This is a genomic window from Acerihabitans arboris, assembly GCF_010131535.1.
GTDB classification, from domain to species: Bacteria; Pseudomonadota; Gammaproteobacteria; order Enterobacterales; family Enterobacteriaceae; genus Acerihabitans; species Acerihabitans arboris.
Window position 1 is genome coordinate 82,132 of record NZ_WUBS01000009.1, and the last position, 21,146, is coordinate 103,277.

Genomic DNA, 21,146 nt, shown 5'->3' on the forward strand with positions numbered 1-21,146 from the left:
GGCAGCGTAATCTGAGCATCATAATAACATCATCCTGCTGTCATAAATTAATCCGTTAATAGCAATCCATAACGGTTTGGTAGTCTGGCTCGGGAGTAAATATATGGCACAGGCGATGTTAAAACTGGCGCACCCCGGCCAACCCGGACAGCTGTCGGTACCGCAAACCAAGGTATTGGCGGTGAAGGGACTCAACAAGCATTTCCAGGCGCAGAATAACGTGCTGAACGATATTAACTTTGATCTGTACGCCGGTGAATTTGTCGCGGTGATCGGCCGCTCCGGCGCGGGAAAATCCACCCTGCTGCATATCCTCAACGGCTCCCTGCCTGCCTCCGGCGGCGAAATTCTACATTACCCGCCGGACGGCGCCATCCTGGATATCGCCCGGCTGTCCCCACGCCAGATGCGCCGGTGGCGCGCGCAGTGCGGCATGATCTACCAGGATTTTTGCCTGGTGCCGCGCCTTGACGTGTTAACCAACGTCCTGTTGGGACGGCTGAGCCAAACCTCGACGTTAAAATCGCTGTTTAAGATATTTGACGATAAAGACCGCGCCAGGGCGATTGAGCTTTTGCAGTGGCTGAATATGTTGCCCCATGCCCTGCAGCGGGCGGAGCATCTCTCGGGCGGGCAAATGCAAAGGGTGGCCATTTGCCGCGCCTTGATGCAAAACCCGAAAATAATGCTGGCGGATGAACCGGTGGCTTCCCTCGATCCCAAGAATACCCGCCGTATCATGGATGCGCTGCAAAAGGTGGCTGAAAATAATATTTCCGTGGTGATAAATCTGCATTCCGTCGAATTAGTTAAAGAATACTGTACGCGGGTAATAGGTATAGCACAGGGACGGATTGTGTATGACGGCCAGCCCGACGGGCTTGATGAGCAGGTCTTGCAGATATTATATGGCGATGAAATCGCCCAGGTTCATTAAGTTTCACAATAACATCCGCTGACGGATCAGCGCAGGCATTAATTAACCAGTGATTGTTTTCATTTCCCCCATAGACACACAAAGGCTATTTTAATGAAAAAAACATATCTTCTGATAAACATCCTGGCCGGCGCCATCATGTCCTTTAATGCCGGTGCGGCCGATGCCCCGAAAGAACTTAACCTGGGTATCCTCGGCGGGCAGAATGCGACACAGCAAATTGGCGACAATATGTGTGTGAAAGACTTCCTGGATAAAAAATTAAATGTCGATACCAAATTGCGCAACTCCTCCGATTATTCCGGCGTAATCCAGGGCTTATTAGGCGAAAAGGTGGATATGGTGTTGAGCATGTCGCCGTCATCTTTTGCCTCGGTGTATATCGCTAATCCCAACGCGGTAGATCTGGCGGGCATTGTGGTGGACGATTCCGACCAATCACGAGGTTACCATTCGGTGGTGGTCGTTAAAGCCGACAGCCCATACCAAAAACTGGAAGATTTAAAAGGTCAATCTTTTGGTTTTGCCGATCAGGATTCAACGTCGGGCTATTTGATACCGGATCACGTGTTCAAAAAGCAATTTGGCGGCAATATCGATAATAAATACAATAACTTTTTCTCCAGCGTTACCTTTTCCGGCGGCCATGAGCAGGACATTCTTGGCGTGCTGAACGGTCAGTTCGAGGGTGCGGTGACCTGGGCATCGATGGTGGGCGATTACAATACCGGTTATAACACCGGCGCCTTTGTCCGCCTGATCAAAGCGGACCATCCCGATTTGATGAAACAAATCCGCATTATCTGGCAATCGCCGCTGATCCCCAACGGTCCGATATTAGTGCGCCACTCCCTGCCGGCGGATTTTAAGGCCAAACTGGTCGACGCCATCCAGCAGTTGGATAAACAAGACCACCAATGCTTTATCAAGGCGGTGGGAGGCAAGCAGCATATCGCCCCCACGTCCCTGAAGGAATTCCAGGATATTATCGACCTGAAACGCGATTTGATTAAAGGCAATCGCTAAGGCGCGATGTTGTTAACCCATGCCGGCCCGTCTGTTGCAGGCGGCCGGCATTTAACCGATGGCCTATTTTGAATACTGATTTCAATCACTATTACCAGCAGGTGCGGCGCAAACATAAGCGCGACACGCTGTTATGGTCCGGGGCGTTGGTGGTGCTGTATCTCGGCGCCGGCAATATCGCCGAATTCAATCTGTACGCCGTATGGGTTGCCATCCCTCATTTCTTTGACTATCTAGCGCAAACGATACCCGTCCTCCGCTGGCAGGTATTGTTGGCCGACCGCCATACCCTGGGATCGCTGTCTTACTGGGGTTACCGGCTGCCTGTCCAGCTGCCGCTGATTTGGGATACGGTGCAGCTGGCGCTGGCCTCGACGATGATTTCGGTACTGGTGGCGAGCGCGCTGGCGTTTCTGGCGGCCAACAATACCCATAGTCCCCTGCCGGTGCGTATTGCCCTGCGCACGCTGGTGGCGTTCCTGCGCACCATGCCGGAGCTGGCCTGGGCGGTGATGTTTGTGATGGCGTTTGGTATCGGCGCGTTCCCCGGTTTCCTGACGCTGGCGGTGCATACCGTCGGCAGCCTGACCAAACTGTTTTATGAATCCATTGAGTCCGCCTCGGATAAACCCGTGCGCGGACTGGCCGCCTGCGGCGCGGGCACTTTGCAGCGCATGCGCTTCGGCCTGTGGCCGCAGGTGAAACCGATATTCTTGTCCTACAGCTTTATGCGCCTGGAAGTCAATTTCCGCCTGTCGACCATCCTTGGGCTGGTGGGGGCGGGGGGCATCGGCCAGGAACTGATGACCAATATTAAACTCGATCAGTACGATCAGGTCAGCATGACGCTGCTGTTGATTATCCTGGTGGTGGCATTGCTGGATTATATTTCCGCCAGGCTGCGCAAATGGGTAGTGGAGGGAAAGGACTGATGTTAACCAATACGTTGCCGCCACAGGCGCTGGCGCAATTCAAACGCCAGCACCGGGAGATCTTTGCCCGCCAAAACCGCTACCTGCGCCGGGTGGGGCTGATCGCCGCCGCCGTAGCGCTGTATTATATCTATTTTTTTTCGGCGTTCGGCCTGCCGTGGCCGCGTTTTTTGCTCGGCTGCCAGCAAATCGGCCACTACCTGGCGCGCATGCTGGTCTGGCATAATGTGGCCAACTGGCCGTTTTCCTACTATCTCGGACAGATATTCCTTACCATCGCCATCGTCTGGGTAGGGACCCTTACCGCGACCCTGATTGCCCTGCCCCTGTCTTTCCTGGCGGCGCGCAATGTGATGTCCACGCCGGCGCTGCGGCCGATAGCCCGGGTGGTCCGCCACGCGTTTGATATTTTTCGCGGTATCGACATGGCCATCTGGGGAATGGTGTTCGTGCGCGCGGTCGGCATGGGACCGCTGGCCGGGGTAATGGCGATTATCGTGCAGGATGTCGGCCTGCTCGGCAAACTGTATGCCGAGGGACATGAGGCGGTGGATAAATTACCCGGTCGCGGCCTGGGCGCGGTGGGCGCCAACTATGTGCAGAAACAGCGGTTCGGCATCTATACGCAATCTTTTCCCACCTTCCTGGCGCTCAGCCTGTACCAGATCGAGTCCAATACCCGCTCAGCCGCGGTGCTGGGTTTTGTCGGCGCGGGCGGGGTAGGCCTGGTGTACGCTGAAAACATGCGCCTGTGGAATTGGGATGTGGTGATGTTTATCACCCTGGTGCTGGTGGCGATCGTGATGGTAATGGATAAGATCTCGGCCATGCTGCGCAAAAAATATATCACCGGCCAAGAGATCCCATTGTTCCAGCCGTCGCCGCCGCAGCTAACCCCCGACCAGCCATAGTAAACCGTCCCGCGCCAGGCCCGCACTGAGGAGGCGCCCAGGCGGCTTACGCCGTTGGTCTCCACGCCTCCCGGGCGGCCCCTCAGGCAAGCGGACCCGCCGCCTGCGCCTGGTCGGCGAGGTAAGCTCTCCAGCCGCCGTAGGCGGTAATATCGAGCGCGCTGCCCAGCGCCAGCGGTTCGCAGATAAAGCCCTTGACGCACCTGCCGTCGGCAAGCGTCAGGGTACCGATGCCCAGCGGCGCCGGGATCTCGGCCACGAACTCGCCGAAGCGCGCCAGCGGAATATCCCACAGCTCCACTACAATGCCGGCCCCGGTGTCGGCTTTAACCAGCCCGGGCTTGGGCGGGCGGGTATCGGCCAGGGCGTACAGCCGGTAGCAGGGGGCGGTTTCGCTGGCTTCCACCAACACCGCGCCGCGCGAGGTGAGCTGCCCGTTCAGCGGCATGCCGGTGAGGTGAGCGCCCACTACCGCCAGCCGCACCTGATCGGCCGCCGGTGCTTCAACCGCCGCGGCGGCCGCGGGCGGCAGGCGGCGTCCGGTGGCTCCAAGCGGCAGGTCCAGCCCCTGCTGCCAGCGCCGGCCAAAGCTTGCCAGCGCGCGGTCATGCCATGCCGGCGCAATCAGGGTAATCCCGGCCGGCAGCCCGTCGTCGCGCAGCCCAGCGGGCAGCGCCAGCGCGCATAAATCCGCCAGGTTGGTAAAGTTGGTATAGGTGCCGAACTGCGAGTTGTACAGCACCGGCTCCCGGCGCATCTCTTCCAGGGTACGGATGGTGGGAGAAGTGGGTACTAACAACGCGTCAAAAGGCGCCAGCGCCTGGTTGATGGTACGGGCCAGTTCGGCGCGTTGATACTCCGCCCGCCAGGCGTCGCAGGCGCTGTAATTATCGCCGTTGGCGACAATGGCCGCCACCACCGGATCCATGCTTTCGGGGTGCGCGCGCATAATATCGCCCACCGCCACGGTGCGCTCCGCCACCCAGGCGCCGGCATACAGCTGTTCGGCCAGGCGGCGGAACGGGGTAAAGTCGATGGGCGCAAGCGCCACGCCCTGCGCTTCCAGCCCGCGCAGCGCGGCGGTAAACGCCCGTTCGGCGTCCTTATCGCCAAAAAACTCCAGCTGGTCCGGCACGGCAAAACGGGGCGCGGCCCCCATCGCCGCCGGCGCGGTGGCGGGATGCGGGCGTGAATACGCGTCGCGGGCATCATAACCGCCGGCGATCCCGGCGATGCGATGCGTGTCGCCGACGGTGAGGGCAAAAATCGATACGCAGTCGTTGAGCCGGCAGGCGGGCAATACGCCGCGGGCGGACAGCCAGCCTTTGGTGGGTTTCAGGCCGACAATATTGTTAAAACCCGCGGGCACCCGGCCGGATCCGGCGGTATCGGTGCCCAGCGCAAAGGGCACCAGGCCGCGCGCCACCGCCGACGCCGACCCGGAGCTGGAGCCGCCGCTGACATAGGCCGGATTAAAGGTATTGGGCACCGCGCCATAGGGTGAACGCGTGCCCACCAGGCCGGTGGCGAACTGGTCCAGATTGGTTTTGCCGATGACCACCGCGCCGGCCGCCCGCAGGCGGGCCACCACCTCCGCGTCTTCTCCCGCCTGGCGGATAAATGCCGGGCAAGCGGCGCTGGTGGGCCAGCCGCCCACGTCGATATTATCCTTGACCGCAAAAGGAATGCCGTACAGGGGCAGGGCGCGCGGGTCGCCGCCGGCCGCCGCCACCCGTTCGCCGAGTTCCGCCAACTGCAGCTCAAGCAGGGCCTCGTCGGGCAGGTAAAGCCAGGCGGCGTCATCCATGCTTAAGCTGGCCAGCAGAGCGGCAAGGACCGGTTTTACCCCGTCGGGGTGCCGTTGATAGAACTGTTGCCACTCTGCAAGGGTGCCGGCGGTGATTGGCTGCATAATTATGATCCTATCGGGTAAGAGTGATAAATATTTTCACGCCGGCGACATGCGCCGGCGTGAAACCGGCCGTTATCGGCAAATGCGCCGGGTCTCGCGCCGGCGCGCAGCCGGCCGTTGCCGGCAAACGGGCGGTGTCAGTCCTGGTCCTCTTCCAGCAACAGCAGCAGCTGGCCCGCCTGCACCTGGTGCCCCGCGGCGCGCACGATACGCCGCACCCGCCCGCCCACGGGCGCCAGGATGGGAATTTCCATTTTCATCGATTCCAGTATGCCCAGCGTTTGCCCCGTGCTAACCCGATCGCCGGGCGAGACCTGCCATTGCCATACGTTGCCGGCGACCTGGCTGTCCACGCCGAAATAGCCGTCAGGTATGGTTTCCACATCCGGCGGCGCTTCGTCCCGCAGCGCGCTGTCATAGGTGAACTGGCCGTCGGCGCGCCAGCGCGCCAGCTCCGCGTCAAACGCCCGCTGGCGCCGCTGCTGGAACAGGTCGATTTGCCCTTGCTGGTCGGCCAGCATGGCCTGGTAATCGGCCAGCCGGAAGCTGCCCGGCTCGGTGCGCAGGGAGTAAAGGCCATAGGGGAAGCGTTCGCGGATTTCCAGCAGTTCCCGCTGGCTGACCGGATAAAAGCGGATTTGATCAAAAAAGCGCAGCAGCCAGGGCAGGGTGAAATCGGCGGTTGCGCGATCGCGGTTCCACATTTGCAGCGTGCGGCCGACAAACTGATAACCGCCGGGTCCTTCCATGCCGTAGACACAAAGATAGGCGCCGCCGATGCCCACCGAATTTTCCGCCGTCCAGGTGCGGGCCGGGTTGTATTTGGTGGTGACCAGCCGGTGTCGCGGGTCCAGCGGCGTGGCCACCGGCGCGCCGAGGTACACATCCCCCAGCCCCATCACCAGATATCGGGCGTTAAATACCGTTTCCTTCACCTGCGCCACCGACTCCAGCCCGTTAATGCGGCGAATAAATTCAATATTGTCCGGGCACCAGGGCGCGCCGGGGCGCACCGACTGCATATATTTCCCGATGGCCTGGCGGCAGGCGTCGTCGTCCCAGCTGAGCGGCAGCCAGACGGTACGCGACGGCACCTCGACCTGGCGCAGATCGCCCAGCGTCCGCTCGGCCAGTTGCAAATGCGCGATCAGCTTGCCGCGCGGGCAGGCGAGGCTGTCGAAATGCACCTGCAGCGAGCGGATGCCCGGCGTCAGCTCCTGTACCCCGGGCAGGGGGTGCTGTTCCAGCCACTGCATCAGCGCATGGGCGCGAAAGCGCAGCGCGATATCCAGCACCTGCTCGCCGTACTCCACCAGTAAAAAACGATCGCCGGCGGCGCGGTAGGTGACCTCCGGCACCTCCGGCTGCGCCGGCTGGCGCCAGAGGATGGGTGATTCCCGATGGGCGGCCGCGTCGCCGGGCGGGGGCGCCGTCAGCGTGGCAAAGCTGGTTTCCGCCTGACGCGCCAGCCGGTCGGCCTGCTCCAGGGATACCGGCATAAAACGGATCCGGTCGCCGGCGGCGAGCTGCCCCAGTTGCCATAAATCGGCGTGGATCACCGTGGCCGGGCAGACAAAACCGCCCAGCGACGGGCCGTCGGGGCCGAGTATCACCGGCATGTCGCCGGTAAAATCCACCGCGCCGAACGCATAGGCGTTATCGTGGATATTGGAGGGGTGCATGCCCGCCTCGCCGCCGTCGCCGCGCGCCCACCGGGGTCTGGGGCCGATCAGGCGGATACCGGTGCGGCTGGAATTGTAATGCACCTGCCAGGTGGCGGCAAAAAAGCGCTCGATATCCTCATGGGTAAAAAACTCCGGCGCGCCGTGGGGGCCGTAAATCACCCGCAGGGTGCGCACGCCGCTCAGCACGGGCGAGAGGGCGGGCGACAGGGTATTGGCCAGCGCCTTGCCCGGCGCGGCCAGATGCAATACGTCGCCGCTGCGCAACGCCCGTCCGGCGTGGCCGCCGAAACGGCCCAGGGTAAAGGTGCTGCGGCTGCCGAGGTAGTCGGGGCACAATAGGCCCCCCGCCAGCAGCAGGTAGCTGCGGCAGCCTGTTTCGCCGACGTTGCCGAGCGAGAGCGTTTGCCCGGAGCGGGCGTGGCACACCTGCCACAGCGGCAGCGGTTCGCCGTCCAGGGTGGCGTCAATCGGCGCGCCGGTAATCGCCAGCGCGCAGTCGTGGTTAAAGCGCAGCACCGGCCCGCGCAGGGTAATTTCCAGTCCTGCGGCGCGGACGTCGTTGCCCAGCAGGCGGTTGCCGAGACGGAACGAGCGGTTGTCGAACGGGCCTGAGGGCGGCACGCCCACATGCCAGTAGCCGGCGCGGCCGGGGAAATCCTGGATGCTGGTCAGGGTGCCGGGAGACAGCACGTCCAGCGTGCGCGGCAGATATGACATCCGCGCCAGGGTGGACGTCAGTACCCGGCCGTCGCGCACCTGGGGCAGGCTGAGCAATTGGCGCAGGTATTCCAGGTTGGTCTCGATGCCGTACAGTTGGGTGTTATCCAGCGCGTCGGCCAGCGCGGCCAGCGCGGTCGGCCGATCGCGGCCATGGGTAATCACCTTGGCCAGCATCGGGTCATACCAGGGCGATATTTCGCAGCCGGTGCCAATCCAGCTGTCGATGCGCAGCTCAGCGTCCGGCGCCCGCGGCGCAAACTCCACATGGCTAAGCAGCCCGGCGCACGGGCGGAACGCCTTGGCCGGATCCTCGGCATAAATGCGTACCTGGACGGCGTGGCCGCGCGGTTCGCCTACCGCCAGCCGGTCGAGCGGCGGCAGGGTTTGCGCGCCCAGCTCCACCATCCAGCGCACGATATCCACGCCGTACACCATTTCGGTGACGCCGTGCTCCACCTGCAGCCGGGTATTCACCTCAAGGAAATAGAACTCGCCGCTGCCGACGTCATAGACATATTCCACCGTGCCGGCGCTGCGGTAGCAGGCCGCTTCGCCAAGGCGCACCGCGGTATCGCGCAGCGCCCGGCGCACGTGGTCGGGCAGATGCGGCGCCGGCGTCTCCTCCAGTACCTTTTGGTTACGGCGCTGGGCCGAGCAGTCGCGCTCGCCCAGGGCGATGACCTTGCCCGCGCCGTCGCCGAAGATCTGCACTTCAAGATGGCGCGCCGCCGCGACAAATTTTTCCAGGAATACGCCGTCATCGGCAAAATTATTGCCGGCCAGCCGCTTCACCCGGGTAAACGCCTCGCGCAGGTCGCCGGCGTTTTCGCAGCGCTGCATGCCGATGCCGCCGCCGCCGGCGGTGCTTTTCAACATTACCGGATAACCGATACGCCCGGCCTCGGCCAGCGCCTGGTCAAGATCGCGCAGCAAGCCGCTGCCCGGCAGCAGGGGCACCCCCGCCTGCAGCGCCAGCGCCCGCGCGCGGTGCTTCAGGCCGAAGGTGGCCATTTGCCGAGGCGTAGGGCCGAGGAACACCAGGTTTTCTTGCTGGCAGCGGCCGACAAATTCGGCGTTTTCACTGAGGAACCCGTAGCCGGGATGCACCGCCCCGGCGCCGGAATTCACGGCGATAGCCATTAACTTATCCTGATCGAGATAGGTGTCGCGCACGTTGCCGTCGCCAAGGCTATGGGCCTCGTCCGCCAGGCGTACATGCAGCGAATGGCGATCCGCTTCGGCATAGACCGCCACCGACCGGATGCCCATGGCTTTAAGCGTGCGGATAATCCGCACCGCGATGGCACCGCGATTGGCAACCAGGATGCATTTGAACATGATTGACCCTCTGTCTGTTTGAACGGCAGGTCGTCCTGCGAAAATACATAGCGCGGTGAATAGCGGGACGTCCCGTGGCGCGCATTGACGGGCCGCTGCCATACGGCCGGCGTAACCGTCATTACCAGACACTGACCTCTATCGGGGTCGGGTTATAACCGTTGCATGGGTTATTGAGCTGGGGGCAGTTGGAAATCAATACTAATACGTTCATTCTTGCTATCAGCTCAACATACTTGCCCGGCGCCGAGATGCCGTCCTCGAACGTCAGACCGCCGCCGGCGGTGACCGGCACGTTCATGAAAAAATTGATATTGTGGGCAATGTCGCGTTTGGTCAGGCCGTATTCCGGATGTTCGCCGACCGCCAGCATCCAGCTGTCGCGACAGTTGTGCATATGGCGTTTTTCCAGCGAGTAGCGCACCGTATTGCTTTCGGCGGCGCAGGCGCCGCCCAGGGTATCGTGACGGCCGCAGGTATCGGCGACGATCTCCAGCATCGGCCGATCGTCGTTGGAGCGCAGCACGCTGCCGGTGGACAGGAACAGATTGTTCTGGCCGCGCACCGTATCCATCATGCTGTAGCGCTCGGCGGTATCGTCGGCGTTGAAAAACAGCGTATCCGCCGCCTGGTTGCCTTCGCAATCGGTAATGCGCAGCGTGCGCCCGCGGTCCAGGCGATGGAGCCAGTAATCACCGGCGTTGATGATTTGGCGATAAAGCGCATCCTGCGGGCGCAGGGAGCTGGTCTTGATCATGATGGCGCTCCTGAACGGGGAAGGGCTAACCCGGCCATGGGTAGCCCGGCATAGTAGAGATCGTTATTGGCCAGGCCGCGGCGGTTCTCCTCATGGCGCAGGCAATGCGCCGGCAGTGGCGCCACCTGCGGCGACAGGGTGATTTGCACCGGCGCGCGCGGATAGGCGCCCGCGCGATTTAGCGGATGCGGGCAGGTATGCAGCAAGACCAGCGTATCCATGGCGAAACGCAGCGTGACGCCGGCGCCCGGCAGGGTTTGCGGTTCCAGGCGCAGTTCGCCCTCGTCGTCGGCGCGCACCTGTGAAAACAGGTTCAGGCAGGCGGCCATGTCCCGTTTGCCCAGGCCGTATTTCGCCAGTTCCACCAGGAAACTGTCATAGCCGTTTTGATGCCGTTCGTTGCGGGCCTGCTGATAGCCGGACGCGCCGAACCGTCGTTCGGTCAGCCCGGCGTTCATGGCGCCGCACACCGTGTCATGCCAGCCGGCATCATCCTGTTCGATAGCGCAGAAGATACGGCCCATATCGGAGTACAGGCAGTGTCCGGCGGTCAGGCGGAAGGTATGCTGGCATTTGAGCGTATCCGGGGCGTTGTAGCGCTCCAGCAGGTTTTCCGGGTTATAGAACAGCATACCGACATTGGCGCCGCCGTCGATATCGGTCAGGCGCAGCGCAGCGCCGCGCCGCACGCGCAGCGACCAGTGGGCGCCCGCCGGCAGCGTCGTGCTGTATGGGCTTTGCATGGTTTCAGTCATCATTCCTCCAGGTAACAAAAGTCAGGCCTCGCGCCCGGGCGGGTAAATCATCTCGCTGACCCGCTGCTCAACGCCGGCCGGTTGACGGTCCAGCTGAATGTCGTAGGTGATGCTGGCGCCCCAGGCGTCGGGGGCCTGCGCGTCGTGATGGATTTTGTCGAATACCCACAGGCGGGATCCCAGCGAAAAACCCTCTGTTAAATCGTGGGTGATCATAAAAATGGTCAGGTGGTGCCGGCGCCATAAATCGGTCAGCAGCTGATGCATATCGCGCCGGATACCGGGATCGAGCGCGCCGAAGGGCTCGTCGAGCAGCAGGATGCGCGGTTTTTTAATCAGCGACTGCGCCAGCGCCAGCCGTTGCTGCATGCCGCCGGACAGCTGGTGGGGATACTTGGCGGCGGCGTGCTCCAGTCCCACCTGCGCCAGCATGGCCCGCGCCCGGTCATTTATAGCGCGCCGCCGGCGTCCCCATACGCGCCCCAGCCAGCGCGCCTGGACAAACTCCTCGCCCAGCATGACGTTCTCCAGCGCCGTAAGGTGCGGAAACACCGAATAGCGCTGGAACACCACGCCGCGATCCTCCCCCGGCTCCTGGGGAATAGGCTTGCCGTCCAGCAACAGCTTGCCCCGGCTTGGCGGCTCGATGCCCAGCATCATGTTGAGGAAGGTGGTCTTGCCGCAGCCGGACGCGCCGACGATGGACACAAATTCCCCTTCCGCCACCTCGGCGTTCATGCGCTCCAGCACCACCTGTTGACCGTAGCGTTTTTCCAGCTGGCGCATACTCAGTAAACTCATCGGAGCACCCTTAATTAACGTGATACCAGGGCCACAGGCGGCGGCTAGCCAGCCGCAGCAGCGCGTCCAGGGCGAAGGCCAGCAAGGTTATCCAGGCAACGTAAGGCAGGATGACGTCCATCGCCAGATAGCGGCGCATCAGGAAAATGCGGTAGCCCAGCCCGTCGGTGGACGCGATGGCTTCGGCGGCGATCAGGAATAGCCAGGCGGACCCCAGCGCCAGGCGCACCGCGTCCAGCAGGCGCGGCAGCAGCTGCGGCAGGATCACCCGCCACAGGATCTGCGCGCTGTTGCCGCTGAGCGTCTGCGCCTTGATCAGCTGCTCCCGCGGAATGGCCTGCACCCGCAGCTGCAGATCGCGCGCCACGCAGGGCGTAACGCCGATGACGATCAGCACCACCTTCGACAGTTCGCCCAGGCCGAAGCAGATAAACAGGATGGGCAGAATTGCCAGCGGCGGTATCAAGGCGCCCAGCACCACCAGCGGCGAAAACAGCGCCCGGATCGCCGGCAGCGCGCCGCAAAACAGGCCGAACAGCAGGCCGAGCAGGGCGCTGATGCCAATGCCGGCGAGCAGCCGCGCCAGGCTGGCGGCGGTATCGCTCCATAACAGGTATTGGCCGGTGCGCGGGTTGGGCTGCAACGCCATCCGGTAAATGGCGTCGCCCATGCTGTTGAACCCCGGCAACAGCTTATCGAGCGGGTTCGCCGCCAGGCGGGCATCCGAGGCAACCAGGTACACCAGCACCAGTAGCAGCATCGGCAGCATGCCCAGCAGGCCGCGCGACAGGCGCTGAGGCTGGTAGTTGATCATCTTGCGCATCGGACAAGCCCCTGGTTATAACTGGCCGGCGGCGGCCAGTTTGACGAACTCATCGCTAAAGCGCAGCTTGACGTTGGCGCTGTCGCCCCAGACGCCCGCCGGCGAGCTGATTCCCACCACATCGGCGCTGGGCGCGGCATCGCCCAGCAGTCCGTGCTTAAAGGAGAACTCCGCCACGCCGCGCATGGTGGTGAGCAGTTGCTTGCCCTGGACGAACTCCAGCGTCTTTTTCGGGTCGGTAAACAGGAAGGTGGCCGCCAGCTGTTCGTCAAATCCCTTCAGGTCGGTGCCCGAGCTTTGCCCCATCATGGCCCGGGCTTTTTTAGCGGTATCGCCGTCGCCGCTCATGGTGCGCAGGGTTTCATACCAGGCGCCGGTCAACGCCTTGCCCAGCTCCGGGTGCGCCTTCAGGGTGGTGGTGTTGACCACCAGCAGATCGAGGATTTCGCCCGGGACTTGGGCAGACGAGAAGATTTCATGACTGTCGGGCTGCTGTTTGGCCGCCGCCAGCAGCGGATTCCAGGTCACGATAGCCTTGACGTCCGGGGTGCCGAAGGCCGCCACCAGATCGGCGTCGGCGGTATTAATCACCTTCACATCCTTTTCGCTCATGCCGTTTTTCTCCAGCGCCCGCGCCAGCAGGTAATGGGACACTGAGAGCTGCACCAGGTTGACGGGCTGGCCCTTGAGGGAACGGATATCGCCCCGGCCTTTAAGCAGGATGCCGTCGTTGCCGTTGGAGTAGTCGCCGACAATCAGCGCGGTACTGTCGACGCCGCCGGCGGCGGGGATGGTCAATGCGTCCATATTGGTCATGGTGCAGCCGGCAAAGCCGCCGGCGGTGTACTGATTCACCGATTCGATGTAATCGTTGACCTGGACGAACTGGATATCGATACCGTATTTATCGGCCCATTTTTTTACGATGCCGGTTTGCTGGGCATAATCCCAGGGCATCCATCCGGCGTAAATGGACCAGCAGATTTTAAAGGCGGGTTTGTCGGCTGCCAGGGCGGCCGGGCCGTAAAGCATTCCGAGGCATAAGGCCCCGAGCAGCAGCAGTCGATTGAAAATAGATATCATAGGATCCCCTGACGTTAACTACGGCGAATGGATACAGGAGGTCAGCGGCAAGAACAGGTTCTCGCTTTGGCCTCCCGGGCTTTTATCCCGCCGTGTAACCGCCAGAGGGTGTGAACCGTCAGTGGTGGTCGGTCGCTCTCGGACCAGTCGTCTGCCGTGGCAGACCGGAACCCTAGTGACCCGTTGCAAATTGTGTGGCGATACCGGCTTGCCGGCTATCGCTCCTGCAGGGTTAAAAAAGCAAAAAACCTGCCAGCTTTCAGCCCGTGTTCGAATAACTCAAAAACGCAACCATAAAACTATTTATTATCAAACAGATAGGATTAAAACCTATTCCATGGTTAGCTGCGTCTCATTGGCGAGCAGTGTGCAACCGCTCCGGCGGCGCTGCATGGTGGAGCATCATTAAGCGGGAGTTGCACGGCGATGGAGCAGCGGCCGGCGGAAGTCATATGCATAATTTGCTATATAGATCACAAATTTCCCTCTTGAAAACCTGCCGTGAGACCATATTTATTTATCGAAGGCGAGATTCACCGACGCCTTCAGGTTTGAGCTTTTGAATGTGCTAGACGATATTCAGGAGGTTAACCATGGCACTAAAAACCTTATCCGTAATTCCATCCTTTACCGATTCGTTTTTCGGCGATCGGTTCGACCGTATCGACCGGCTGTTCAGCCAGCTTACCGGGGATATGCCGCTTTCGGCGACGCCGTCCTATGATATCCGCAGGTATGGCGATAACCGTTACGATTTAACGCTCAGCGTCCCCGGCTGGAGCCAGGACGAACTGGATATCAGCGCCCAGGGCGGCCAGTTGATCATCAGCGGCAAACGTAATGAAGAAAAAAATGCCCAAGAGCAGGAAGGCTGGCTATACCGCGGCATCAGCCGCACGGACTTCTCCCTCAGCTACCGGCTGCCGGAACATGTGAAAGTCGAGGGGGCCGAACTTGACAAGGGTCTTTTAACGGTGAGCCTGCTGCAGGACATCCCGGAAACCGAAAAACCGAAAAAAATAACCATCCGATATCGCGACGCCAATGCGCCAAAAGCACTGGAACATGATTTAGCCTGACGGCGCCGCTCGCGAGCCCCGGACCCCGGTTCATACCGGGGTTTTTTTTATCCCCGGCGTCGCCCTATCCCCAGGACCCGCGGCGCAAAGCCACGGATTGGCCTGCGCTTTTTTACGATTTCCTTTCACTTTCTTAGCACTTTGCGCCCTGAAGGGGGGAGCAGTATGTGCCGATAACCTTAAGCACACATTGTAAAAGGAGGCCCACATTGTCTAATACTATCACTTCATCGATATCGTCCGCTTCGTCGGGAGGCGGGAATGACGTCGCCGCCCAAATCAAGAACATTACCCAACAAATTACCAAGTTGACGAAGCAATTGAAAACGGTAACCGAATCCAGCGGCCTGACCGCTGAGCAAAAGCAGGAGCAGGAGCAGCTGATACAGGCGCAAATCAAAATGCTGGAATCGCAGATCGCCCAACTGCAACAACAGCAGGCCGAGAAAGCGACCGCTACGCAGGAAACTTCCGTGACCGCCGAGGTTAAAGGCGATGGCGTTAATCGCCCGACCGATGCCAATCAGGTTGATGTCTACATCTGATGGGTGCGCGTTACCTCACCCAGCAGGCCGGCTAACCATGCCGGCCCGCTTTCCCCGCGCCCTTCGTTAACCCTCATGCCTGTACGCTATACTTATCCTTCAATGTGAAAATGTTTATATTGTGCCTATAAAAAACCCATTGGTTCAAAAATCTTGCCATCGATGTTAAGCCCCGATAAATTGAACTGATTGGTTCAAAATGGCGGCATGGCTTGCCGTGGTTTTCCAGACACCAAATCAAGAAGAGGAGCTATTATGAGCACGATCAACGCAGCGGCCTCAGGGCAGTTTACGCTGGGCGACATTACTATCAACCGGTTGGGTTTCGGCGCCATGCGCATTACCGGCAAGGGAGTCTGGGGCGAGCCGGAGGACCGGCAATCCGCGCTGGACACCCTGCGGCGTCTGCCGGAACTGGGCATTAATTTCATCGATACGGCCGACAGCTACGGCCCCGACGTCAGTGAAAACCTGATACGCGAAGCGCTTTATCCCTATGACGGGCTGCTTATCGCCACCAAGGGTGGATTGACGCGGCACGGCCCGAATATCTGGCAGCCGGTCGGGAGGCCGGAGTATCTACGCCAGGCGGTTTTGATGAGCCTGCGTAAACTCAAGGTGGAACAAATAGGGCTATGGCAATTACACCGGGTGGATGCCAAGGTTCCGGAAGATGAACAGTTTGACGCCATCGCCCAGATGCAAAAAGAAGGGCTGATCCGCCACGTCGGGTTAAGCGAAGTCAACGTGCAGCAAATCAAGAACGCCCAGCGCTTTTTCCCGGTGGTGTCGGTGCAGAATATGTTTAACCTGGTTTCGCGCGGCCACGAGGCCGTACTGGACTATTGTACTGAAAACAATATCGGTTTTATCCCCTGGTTCCCGTTGGCCGCGGGTGAATTGGCCAATCCGGGTTCCATACTCGATACGCTGGCGAAGGAAAAGGGCTTTACGCCGGGCCAGATTGCCTTGGCATGGATATTAAAGCGCAGCCCGGTGATGTTGCCGATCCCGGGTACCGGCAAGGTTAAGCATCTGGAAGAAAACCTGGAGGCAACCCAGGTGCAGTTAACCGAGGAAGAATTTCGCCTGCTGGACGATCTGGGCCGCAAGCGGCAGTAGGCTTCTATGCCAGGCGGCGGCCCAACCGCCTGGCCATCCGCGTCCATCCCGGCCGGTGTTTTTATCGGGTGTTTTTAGGGCTCGCGGGCCGGTCGGGCAGCCATAAGCGGACCTTATGTGATACATGGCCGATGTTGGTAATTACAGTGTTGACATGCCGATGAAAAAGGGTAGATTGGTTATTAACGCAGGCGCAATCAGTTTCGGAAAGTTTATTTAGCCTGTGTTCCAGAAGTTCATGCGATAAAGGCTGCGTAGTGGTAAAAATAGTCGTGATTTAACCAATGAGTTTGCCAAACGGCAGACGTCACGACAGCGGTAAGGCCACGTAATAAAGCTTTCCATCGCAGAATGGGGGTTTTAAACGATAGCGCGATACAGTAAGGTCTTGTAGTTGAAGTGAATATTCGTGATTGTGGGTTTGTAGCCAAATAATTGAGAATATCACGGAGAAAGTAAGGTCTTGTAACAAAAGTATATATCGCGATGGGTGATGTGCTGTGTTAGTCGGTTGGCGTTTCGGCTGATTAACCCTATTAGTGACGGGAATTTTCATTTAGTAATATATCGGAGGACAGCTCGTTATAAATACTTTTTGCTCCCGTGTAAAAATGTACATCGTGTGAAGTTAGTGTTAAAAAATTGAAGTAATTAATGTTAAATTCTAAAATCGTAGCACCCTAAAAGCCCTGACCTCACCGTCAGGGCTTTTTCATTAGAAACCGCATCGCTCATCAGGCGGATTATGGGGAACCCGCTTCGCCGGTCAACGGGTGGCGGTTATATATAGAAGCAAATCAGCCGGGCTGAATGTCGGGCACTTTATCGGCATGTTCTACAATGATTAAGGCGATGACCTTTTTGGAGACGTTAACTATGAAGCCTTATATCGTTTGTCACATGATGTCCGCCGTGGATGGGCGCAGCCTGACGGACGGCTGGAACCTTGACTATGCCGGGGAGTTGTATGAAACCACGGCGGCCACTTTTAAGGCGGATGGCTGGATTTGCGGGCGCGTGACCATGCAGGAGGTATCGCACGGTACCGATTATCCCAGGGGCCTGGCAAGTACGCCGTTGCCCCGCACCCATTATTTCGCCAGGCGCGATGCCGGACAGTATGCCATAGCCATCGATCCCCGGGGGCTGGTGGCCTGGAAAAGCAATACCGCCCTCGATTCCCATGTGATCGAAGTGGTGACAAAACAGGTTTCCGATGACTTTTTGGCGTACCTGCGATCCATCGAGGTGTCATATGTGTTCGGCGGCGAGTCGGAAATCAATCTGGCGGCGGTGGTCGAACTGCTGGCCGCCGAGTTGGGCGTCAAGCGGTTGATTGTCGAGGGTGGCGCCCACGTCAGCGGTGCATTTGTCAACGCGGGCCTGGTGGATGAGGTCAGCGTGCTGATCCTGCCGCTGGTGGACGGCCGTCCCGGCCATCCGTCCTCTTTTGAGATAGCCAGGGAAGCGTGGAAAACGCCCAATTACCTCAGGCTAGCGTCGGTGGAAAAAACCGATCACGACGGGGTTTGGCTGCGTTATACCAAAGTCTAGCCCGGTGGGTAAAACGGGCTGGAGCGGCACGTTTTACCCGCGACGCGGGTTAACGCGCCTTTCTTCATCTTGGCAAAATGTCTTTATAGATATGGCCTGCCTTCATGATCACCACAAAGTTCCTGGCCGGATCCTCGATAAGCTTGATATTTTCCAGCGGATCGCCGTCCACCAGCAGCAGGTCCGCCAGCGAGCCTTCCTCCACAGTGCCCAGCCGGCCGGGATAGGGATTGATAAACCCGGACAGCGCCATCAGTTCGCCGTTGTCGCCGGTGGCCATCTTCAGCGTTTCCGCCGGGGTGTACCAACGCACCAGCTTAGCCAACTGCGCGCCCTGGCGGCTGGCCACCCGCGGGTCGAACAGCGCGTCGGTGCCAAAGGCGGTCTTGATATGGTATTTCCTGGCGAGTTTATAGGCATTGTCGGTGCCGGCGAATACTTCGAGGGCCTTTTGCCTGGATAGCGGCGTCGGCATCGGCGAGGCGTCCTCGTCGTCGAGCAGCGGCTGGGTGCTTAGCCATATGCCCTTATCCGCCAGTAATCTGGCGGTAGGCTCATCCATTAACTGGCCGTGCTCGATGCATTTGACTCCCGCGTCCACCGCCTGGCGGATTGCCGCCGGGGTATAGGCGTGTACGGTAACATAGGTGCCCCAGTTGGCGGCGGCTTCCACCGCGGCACGGATTTCCGGTTCGGTATATTGTACCGATTCAATGGGATTATACTGCGAGGACACCCCGCCGCCGCCCATCAGCTTGATTTGGCTGGCGCCCTGGCGTAACTGCTCCCTGGCCCTGAGGCGAACTTCGTCGGGGCTGTCGGCAATGGCGGCAATGCCCTCTTGTTCAGAATGACTCAATGGGCCCCCCGGCCGGCGGGGCAGTTCAAACATAAACCTGAAGTCGCCATGGCCCGAGGTTTGCGAGATAAACGCGCCGGACGGGTAAATGCGCGGGCCTTCAATCACCCCTTCGTCGATGGCGCGCTTCAGGCCGAACACGGGGCCGCCAAGATCGCGCACGGTGGTAAACCCGCGCATCAACGTCTCGCCGGCCTCATGCGCCGCCCGCAGCTGCAGGTAGGCCGGGCTGGCGGTCATCAGTAACATTTGCGGCGTTGCCGCCATGAACGCGTGCCAGTGCGCATCGATAAGACCCGGCATCAGCACCCGCCCGTTGCCGGCGATGACCTGTGCACGGTCGGAATTATCCACGGCGATGGGGTCGGCCGAAATGCGCGAGACGACGCCGTCCTTGACCAATACGTTGGCCGGCCCCGAGAGGGCGGTATTTTTACCGTCAAAGATACGGACATCCTGAAATAAGGTGACTTCGTGATTGACCGACGGCGGCGCGGCCTCGCCGGGTATGACAAAATCGCCTTCATCCGCCAGGGCGGCATAGGAAAAAAAACAGAGCACGCCCGCCAGGATTAGCCAAGGGTATTTAGTTAAATTGCCGCCAACCGCCGCAACGGCATGGGGCCGGGGGAATTGCCTATTTATTGTTAAGCTCATGGTTATCGATCCTTAAGGATATTTTCATCGGGGCGTTCGGCGGGTGAGGGAATTAAAAATGCCGTTACTCAAGTAACTATGTCACGTCGCCGTATCTCCGGCTTTAGCCATATGCCGTATTTGGGATCTGGTGCGCATTATAAATAAGGGTGTTTTTTTAGCTGGCGCCGGTGTTGAAAAATAAATTCTTGAACTGTTAGGTTAAATAATAAATCACCATATGAGTAATGCTGGAGTTTTTTAGTCATTATGCATGATATAGTTTATACATTTTAATCGAATAGTTTTTATTATAAATAATTTTCATCTCACCAAATAAGGTGGAATAAGGCCCTCTCAGGCCGGATTTCCATAATCAACCGGTTGATGCTGCTGAGCATCGCCTGGCGTAAATGAGGGGCTATTTGGTTAACCAATAAACGCGGGTATCCCGAGGTTCTGATAATTATTCCCTGGGGTATTTTATAAAAAATATTGCTCAATTAATCCTGCTCTTATTGCACGGGCAGCCGGGATCAGACAGTTTTATTAACCACTGCACCATTCTGCATGGGCTAATATCCTGGCCATGACTCAGGCCATCATAGACGTTGGCCGGGCGTGCATAAGAGAGCCATTCTGGCGCCTGCCGGCTAGATAAACTCCGGCGGATGCACATGGGAAAACACCACGCATTCGTCATACTGTTCCTGTAACGGTATGGTTTCCGCCTCGAATGCGTGGTGATAGGCAATCAGCCCGGCCGGGATGTTTTTATAGGCTATCTGCGCAAAAGCCTCGCGGTCGTGGTGATAGTCCTCGATGGCATTTTCATCATGGATATCAAAGGAAAATCGCTCCAGGGTGTTATGGCAGGCCGTTCCCGAAGATGCCATAAGGGCAATGGAGTGAATGTCCAACCGGCGCTCCCGGAGGTTTTCGGCGGTAGATTTCAGCCGCAGGGAGGGGCATTCCGCGCTGCCGTTTTTCTTGATATGCAGGTTATGCATTAAGACCAGGATATTGCGTCCGGGCAGTTTTTTCCGGATAAGCATGATGGCCTTCGCCATATATTTGTCCCGCAGGGCGAAGTATCCGGCCTGCGCCTTGATGGCATGGTAGACATCTGCCTGCGCCTGTCTTTCCGACCGCCAGCAAACGCCCGGCGGGAAAGTAAGGATATGGCGACGTGGAATGACGTCCGCCCCCAGGCAGATTATATTCTTCTCCCGGGCGCAGGAGAGCAGGCCAAGCATTTCCCGGGTCTGATGGACTTTAGGAAAATTTTCCAGCTGTTGCCGCGGGGTGTCGCCCAAAAGAAACGAGATATACATACCGAGGCTGTCAGCTTCAAATATCAGGATAGAACCGGGCGCTGACAGGGTCTTGATATAATGGCATTTGAAAGAGGTGAATTCAGAAACGCCGTGAATTGATTCGCCAATCATGATGATTTTATTTTCCATTTCCCAAGTTCCAAATAATAAAGTGTAAATGTCAGCTTATTATTATAACCGACTGAGTGATGGCGCAGCTGTACCTGTTTGGTTAAATCAGATAATAGAATAATCCACTGCCGTCGTAAATAGTCGGTTTATCTTTTTCGGCGAATTCTAAAGAGCGCTCTCATTTATCCGGAAGCCCCGAGCATGGCAGATTATCATTAAGGAT

17 protein-coding genes and 1 riboswitch are annotated in these 21,146 nt (G+C 59.1%); of the genes, 8 read left to right on the forward strand and 9 right to left on the reverse strand.

What is annotated here, in order from left to right:
* The first annotated feature begins 103 nt into the window (after positions 1–103).
* The 4 genes from phnC to phnE (GRH90_RS13695) all read left to right on the forward strand — a co-directional run bounded on the left by phnC (position 104) and on the right by phnE (GRH90_RS13695) (position 3,806).
* Positions 104–937, forward strand: a complete 834-nt coding sequence (gene phnC, locus GRH90_RS13680; protein ID WP_162366512.1) for a phosphonate ABC transporter ATP-binding protein — start codon at positions 104–106, stop codon at positions 935–937.
* 93 nt (positions 938–1,030) lie between these two features.
* On the forward strand, positions 1,031–1,963 hold the full coding sequence (gene phnD, locus GRH90_RS13685) for a phosphonate ABC transporter substrate-binding protein (RefSeq protein ID WP_162366513.1): 933 nt from the start codon (positions 1,031–1,033) through the stop codon (positions 1,961–1,963).
* 68 nt (positions 1,964–2,031) lie between these two features.
* Positions 2,032–2,895 carry a phosphonate ABC transporter, permease protein PhnE gene (gene phnE / locus GRH90_RS13690; RefSeq protein WP_162366514.1) on the forward strand — a complete coding sequence of 288 codons (864 nt, stop codon included), beginning with the start codon at positions 2,032–2,034 and terminating at the stop codon, positions 2,893–2,895.
* Complete coding sequence (phnE, locus tag GRH90_RS13695) at positions 2,895–3,806, forward strand: phosphonate ABC transporter, permease protein PhnE (RefSeq protein ID WP_162366515.1); 912 nt, start codon at positions 2,895–2,897, stop codon at positions 3,804–3,806. Before phnE (GRH90_RS13690) ends, phnE (GRH90_RS13695) begins: the two co-directional genes overlap by 1 nt.
* A gap of 82 nt (positions 3,807–3,888) precedes the next feature.
* Here phnE (GRH90_RS13695) and atzF read toward each other — a convergent pair whose 3' ends face one another.
* The 7 genes from atzF to GRH90_RS13730 all read right to left on the reverse strand — a co-directional run bounded on the left by atzF (position 3,889) and on the right by GRH90_RS13730 (position 13,680).
* A complete protein-coding gene (gene atzF / locus GRH90_RS13700; protein WP_162366516.1) occupies positions 3,889–5,718 on the reverse strand; it encodes an allophanate hydrolase in 1,830 nt (609 codons plus the stop codon).
* Positions 5,719–5,855: 137 nt separating this feature from the next.
* Entirely contained in the window at positions 5,856–9,461 is a 3,606-nt protein-coding gene (gene uca, locus GRH90_RS13705) for an urea carboxylase (protein ID WP_162366517.1), read from the reverse strand.
* Positions 9,462–9,582: 121 nt separating this feature from the next.
* A complete protein-coding gene (locus tag GRH90_RS13710) occupies positions 9,583–10,218 on the reverse strand; it encodes an urea amidolyase associated protein UAAP2 (protein WP_162366518.1) in 636 nt (211 codons plus the stop codon).
* Positions 10,215–10,961, reverse strand: a complete 747-nt coding sequence (locus GRH90_RS13715) for an urea amidolyase associated protein UAAP1 (RefSeq protein WP_162366646.1) — start codon at positions 10,959–10,961, stop codon at positions 10,215–10,217. Before GRH90_RS13715 ends, GRH90_RS13710 begins: the two co-directional genes overlap by 4 nt.
* Positions 10,962–10,994: 33 nt before the next feature.
* A complete protein-coding gene (locus tag GRH90_RS13720) occupies positions 10,995–11,774 on the reverse strand; it encodes an ABC transporter ATP-binding protein (protein ID WP_162366519.1) in 780 nt (259 codons plus the stop codon).
* 10 nt (positions 11,775–11,784) lie between these two features.
* Positions 11,785–12,597, reverse strand: coding sequence for an ABC transporter permease (locus GRH90_RS13725; RefSeq protein ID WP_162366520.1), 813 nt, complete (start codon positions 12,595–12,597; stop codon positions 11,785–11,787).
* A gap of 15 nt (positions 12,598–12,612) precedes the next feature.
* Complete coding sequence (locus tag GRH90_RS13730) at positions 12,613–13,680, reverse strand: putative urea ABC transporter substrate-binding protein (protein WP_178113152.1); 1,068 nt, start codon at positions 13,678–13,680, stop codon at positions 12,613–12,615.
* Between the two features lie 69 nt (positions 13,681–13,749).
* Positions 13,750–13,867, reverse strand: a riboswitch (guanidine-I (ykkC/yxkD leader).
* Positions 13,868–14,273: 406 nt separating this feature from the next.
* Between GRH90_RS13730 and GRH90_RS13735 the strand changes: the two genes are divergently transcribed.
* From GRH90_RS13735 to GRH90_RS13750, 4 genes are all read left to right on the forward strand, one after another.
* Entirely contained in the window at positions 14,274–14,759 is a 486-nt protein-coding gene (locus GRH90_RS13735) for an Hsp20 family protein (RefSeq protein WP_162366521.1), read from the forward strand.
* Between the two features lie 209 nt (positions 14,760–14,968).
* Positions 14,969–15,304 carry a FlxA-like family protein gene (locus tag GRH90_RS13740; RefSeq protein WP_162366522.1) on the forward strand — a complete coding sequence of 112 codons (336 nt, stop codon included), beginning with the start codon at positions 14,969–14,971 and terminating at the stop codon, positions 15,302–15,304.
* Positions 15,305–15,559: 255 nt separating this feature from the next.
* Complete coding sequence (locus tag GRH90_RS13745; RefSeq protein WP_162366523.1) at positions 15,560–16,426, forward strand: aldo/keto reductase; 867 nt, start codon at positions 15,560–15,562, stop codon at positions 16,424–16,426.
* Positions 16,427–17,302: 876 nt separating this feature from the next.
* Positions 17,303–17,980 (forward strand): dihydrofolate reductase family protein, encoded by a 678-nt coding sequence (locus GRH90_RS13750; RefSeq protein ID WP_162366524.1) that lies wholly within the window; start codon positions 17,303–17,305, stop codon positions 17,978–17,980.
* Between the two features lie 64 nt (positions 17,981–18,044).
* Here the strand turns inward: GRH90_RS13750 and GRH90_RS13755 are convergent, their stop codons facing one another.
* Together GRH90_RS13755 and GRH90_RS13760 are read right to left on the reverse strand one after the other, a co-directional pair.
* On the reverse strand, positions 18,045–19,496 hold the full coding sequence (locus tag GRH90_RS13755; RefSeq protein WP_162366525.1) for a metal-dependent hydrolase family protein: 1,452 nt from the start codon (positions 19,494–19,496) through the stop codon (positions 18,045–18,047).
* 632 nt (positions 19,497–20,128) lie between these two features.
* Entirely contained in the window at positions 20,129–20,941 is an 813-nt protein-coding gene (locus tag GRH90_RS13760; RefSeq protein ID WP_162366526.1) for a TraB/GumN family protein, read from the reverse strand.
* Positions 20,942–21,146 lie beyond the last annotated feature (205 nt).

Excerpts from the sequence above, each read along its gene's own strand:
- uca (WP_162366517.1), bottom strand. The coding sequence starts at position 9,461 with ATGTTCAAATGCATCCTGGTTGCCAATCGCGGTGCCATCGCGGTGCGG.
- GRH90_RS13745 (WP_162366523.1), top strand. The coding sequence starts at position 15,560 with ATGAGCACGATCAACGCAGCGGCCTCAGGGCAGTTTACGCTGGGCGAC.
- GRH90_RS13710 (WP_162366518.1), bottom strand. The coding sequence starts at position 10,218 with ATGATCAAGACCAGCTCCCTGCGCCCGCAGGATGCGCTTTATCGCCAA.
- GRH90_RS13720 (WP_162366519.1), bottom strand. The coding sequence starts at position 11,774 with ATGAGTTTACTGAGTATGCGCCAGCTGGAAAAACGCTACGGTCAACAG.
- GRH90_RS13755 (WP_162366525.1), bottom strand. The coding sequence starts at position 19,496 with ATGAGCTTAACAATAAATAGGCAATTCCCCCGGCCCCATGCCGTTGCG.
- GRH90_RS13760 (WP_162366526.1), bottom strand. The coding sequence starts at position 20,941 with ATGGAAAATAAAATCATCATGATTGGCGAATCAATTCACGGCGTTTCT.
- GRH90_RS13715 (WP_162366646.1), bottom strand. The coding sequence starts at position 10,961 with ATGCAAAGCCCATACAGCACGACGCTGCCGGCGGGCGCCCACTGGTCG.
- GRH90_RS13750 (WP_162366524.1), top strand. The coding sequence starts at position 17,303 with ATGAAGCCTTATATCGTTTGTCACATGATGTCCGCCGTGGATGGGCGC.
- phnC (WP_162366512.1), top strand. The coding sequence starts at position 104 with ATGGCACAGGCGATGTTAAAACTGGCGCACCCCGGCCAACCCGGACAG.
- GRH90_RS13730 (WP_178113152.1), bottom strand. The coding sequence starts at position 13,680 with ATGATATCTATTTTCAATCGACTGCTGCTGCTCGGGGCCTTATGCCTC.
- GRH90_RS13735 (WP_162366521.1), top strand. The coding sequence starts at position 14,274 with ATGGCACTAAAAACCTTATCCGTAATTCCATCCTTTACCGATTCGTTT.
- atzF (WP_162366516.1), bottom strand. The coding sequence starts at position 5,718 with ATGCAGCCAATCACCGCCGGCACCCTTGCAGAGTGGCAACAGTTCTAT.
- phnE (WP_162366515.1), top strand. The coding sequence starts at position 2,895 with ATGTTAACCAATACGTTGCCGCCACAGGCGCTGGCGCAATTCAAACGC.
- phnD (WP_162366513.1), top strand. The coding sequence starts at position 1,031 with ATGAAAAAAACATATCTTCTGATAAACATCCTGGCCGGCGCCATCATG.
- GRH90_RS13725 (WP_162366520.1), bottom strand. The coding sequence starts at position 12,597 with ATGCGCAAGATGATCAACTACCAGCCTCAGCGCCTGTCGCGCGGCCTG.